Source organism: Mesorhizobium sp. M7D.F.Ca.US.004.01.2.1 (genome assembly GCF_003997785.1).
In the GTDB taxonomy this organism is placed as follows: domain Bacteria; phylum Pseudomonadota; class Alphaproteobacteria; order Rhizobiales; family Rhizobiaceae; genus Mesorhizobium; species Mesorhizobium loti.
Map to the genome: position 1 here is coordinate 1 of NZ_RZRQ01000509.1, position 3011 is coordinate 3011.

The following is a 3011-nucleotide window of genomic DNA, read 5'->3' on the forward strand; positions in this document are numbered from 1 at the left end:
GCCACACCTCGATGGTGCGCCGCGACGCCATCGGCATCGTCGCCTCCATCGCGCCGTGGAACTACCCGCTGATGATGATGGCCTGGAAGCTGGCGCCGGCCATCGCCGGCGGCAACACTGTCGTCTTCAAACCGTCTGAGCAGACACCGCTGACGGCGCTGAAGCTTGCCAGGATCCTTGCCGAAATCCTGCCCGAGGGCGTGGTCAATGTCGTGCTCGGCCGCGGCGACAGCGTTGGCAACACGCTGATCAACCATCCCAAGGTCAACATGATCTCGATCACCGGCGATGTCGCCACCGGCAAGAAGGTGCTGCAGGCGGCCGCCAAGTCGGTCAAGCGCACGCATCTCGAGCTCGGCGGCAAGGCGCCGGTCATCGTCTTCGACGATGCCGATCTCAGCGCCGTGGTCAACGGCCTGCGCGCCTTCGGCTATTACAATGCCGGCCAGGACTGCACCGCCGCCTGCCGCATCTACGCCGGCAAGAAGATCTACGACAAGCTCGTCGCCGATCTGTCGTCGGCCGTCTCGACCATCAAGTACAACCGTCCCGACGACACCGAAAACGAGATCGGCCCGCTGATTTCGCGCCGCCAGCGCGACCGCGTCTCGAGCTTCGTCGAGCGGGCCTCGGAATTGAAGCACATCGAGATCACCACCGGCGGCAAGCCGGGCGAGGGCTCCGGCTTCTACTACCAGCCGACCGTCGTCGCCGGTGCGCTGCAGGAAGACGAGATCGTGCGCCGCGAAGTGTTCGGGCCGGTCGTCTCGGTCACCCGTTTTTCCGAGGTCGACGAGGCTGTGAACTGGGCCAACGACAGCGATTACGGCCTGGCGTCATCTGTGTGGACCAAGGACGTTTCGCGCGCCATGGCGACGGCCGCCCGCCTGCAATATGGCTGCACCTGGATCAACACGCATTTCATGCTGACCAACGAGATGCCGCATGGCGGGTTGAAGCAGTCCGGCTACGGCAAGGACATGTCGCTCTACGCGCTGGAAGACTACACCGCCGTCCGGCATGTGATGGTGGCGCACAGTTAGCGCCTTCCCTTCTCCCCGGTTTACGGGGAGAAGGTGGCCCGAAGGGTCGGATGAGGGGCAGCGCTTCCCTTGCAGAGCTGGCTCCGCCCCTCATCTGCCTGCCGGCATCTTCTCCCCGTGAACGGGGAGAAGGACGCTACTCCACGATGCGATAGATGTTCCACAGGCTGGTGCCCGACACGACATAGGGCTCCATCTCCTTGCCCCATTTGGCATGCGCGTCGATCTTGCCGATCTTGGCAAACATCGCCTCCAGTTGGGCCAGGCTCTCGACCCGGTGATGCGACTCGACTGTGGCTTCCCGGGCACCGATCGAACCGGTCATGATCTGGAATTCCAGCTCGGCGAGGCCGACCTGCGAGCCGATCTCGCGTTCCCATTTCTTCAACAGGTCGAGCACGGTCTGCTTGTGCCCGAACTTGGCGTCGATCTGCCATCTGGCGCTGAACATTGTCTTCTCCTCCAGGGTTGCTGCCGGAGCGTGATCCCGAGCCGAAGGTCCGCGTTAGCGAAACTGGAATCCGGCTTTCAGGATCATGCTCCAGCTCTAAAAACAGAGCCCCATCCCGATTCAATCGGGATGGACAGGCCCTGCGGTTGACCTACTCGTCCCAGGCCTGCACGACGGTCTGCCGTGCGATCCGCCCGTTCTTCAGCTCCAGCATCGCCGCGGCGAACACCTTGGTGCCGTCCGGATAGGCGCAGGCCTGGGTGAAGGCGAGGCTGTCGCCGTCGGCGATGGTGGTGTCGACCTTGTGGGTCATCGCGCGGCTGCAGATGTCGTCCCAGAATGTGCTGATCGCCGCGCGTCCGCGGATCTCGCGCGGCTTGCTCGGCGGGTTGTTGCGGTCGATCACTCGCACCAGCGCGTCGTCGGCATAGAAGCTTGACAGCATCTTGCCGTCACGGCCTTCGATAGCCTTCTTGATCGCCGCGCCATCCACTGTTTGGGTCTTGGTCAGCATTTCATCCTCCATTGGCCCGTCTTCCGACCGGGCGGTTGATGGTCGAAGTGCTGCCCGGCGCTCATCGCCGGGCAGTCGTTTTACTGCGACTTCGCCTTGACGGCCGCGAACACGTCGTCGGTCTGCTTCTTGAAGGTCTTCAGATCGACCTGGCTGCCGTTGAGCATCGTCGACCAGTGGCGCACGATCGCGGCCATCGCCACTGCCTCCTTGATCTCCTCGTCGCTGGCGCCATTGAGCTTGGCCGCCTCGGTGTGGAAATAGATGCAGTACTGGCATGGGATCTGCGCCGCGACGGCGAGGCCCAACAGTTCCTTGGTCTTGCCGTCAAGCGCGGTCTTTGGATTGAGCTGCACGCCCTTGATCTCGGCCCAGGCGCCGGCGACGGCAACATCCGGCAGCGTCCTGAACATGTCCGGCACCGAGCCGAGCGTCGCCTCGATATCCTTGTAGGCAGCCGCTGCCGATGCATCCTCGGCCTTTGCCGGGGCGATGGCGAACAGTGCTCCAACGCCTGCCGCTATCACCAGCGATTTGAGTGTCCGGTTTGACTTCAGCATTTCCTCCTCCGTTCGCAGCGCCTTCCCGGCGACATCTGCCTGGCCTGCATGGGAGAATTGATAGCGCTTGCCTGCCCTTGGCCGCTTCGCCCGAAAGCGCCATGGCTCCTATGGCCCGTCTGGGCCAGTGTGTCGGACAGAGAACGCCGCCGCAGCCGCTCGCGACGGCAAATCCAGCTTGAGCAGTATATTGGCGACGTGGCGCTTGACCGTGTGCTCGCTCAGCCTCAATTCGGCGGCAATTGCGGCATTGCTCTTGCCGTCGGCAATCAGGCTCACCACTTCGCTTTCGCGCGCCGTCAATACGGCCGGTTCGGTCGTTCGGGTCCGCGCGCGACAGTCGGGCTCCAGATGTTGTTCAGTCATCGCCTGGACCAGCGCCAGCGGCTCGTCCAGATCGTCCAGCGTGATCCGCCCGGCATCAGCGAAATGCAGGCCCGAGC

5 protein-coding genes are annotated in these 3011 nt (G+C 63.5%); 1 reads left to right on the plus strand and 4 read right to left on the minus strand.

Annotated features, from left to right (window positions below):
• Positions 1 to 1043 (plus strand): gamma-aminobutyraldehyde dehydrogenase (locus EN993_RS33885; protein WP_164757993.1); only part of this gene is annotated, 1043 nt, incomplete at its 5' end.
• Positions 1044 to 1179: 136 nt separating this feature from the next.
• Here EN993_RS33885 and EN993_RS33890 read toward each other — a convergent pair.
• The 4 genes from EN993_RS33890 to EN993_RS33905 form a co-directional block, all read right to left on the minus strand.
• Positions 1180 to 1494: a hypothetical protein gene (locus EN993_RS33890; protein ID WP_127266060.1), complete on the minus strand. Its 315-nt coding sequence runs from the start codon at positions 1492 to 1494 to the stop codon at positions 1180 to 1182.
• A gap of 151 nt (positions 1495 to 1645) precedes the next feature.
• Positions 1646 to 2008 (minus strand): nuclear transport factor 2 family protein, encoded by a 363-nt coding sequence (locus tag EN993_RS33895; protein ID WP_109666739.1) that lies wholly within the window; start codon positions 2006 to 2008, stop codon positions 1646 to 1648.
• 80 nt (positions 2009 to 2088) lie between these two features.
• Entirely contained in the window at positions 2089 to 2568 is a 480-nt protein-coding gene (locus EN993_RS33900) for a carboxymuconolactone decarboxylase family protein (RefSeq protein ID WP_109666128.1), read from the minus strand.
• A 108-nt stretch (positions 2569 to 2676) separates the two neighbouring features.
• Positions 2677 to 3011: helix-turn-helix transcriptional regulator (locus EN993_RS33905; RefSeq protein ID WP_164757994.1), on the minus strand; the 335-nt coding region annotated here is incomplete at its 5' end.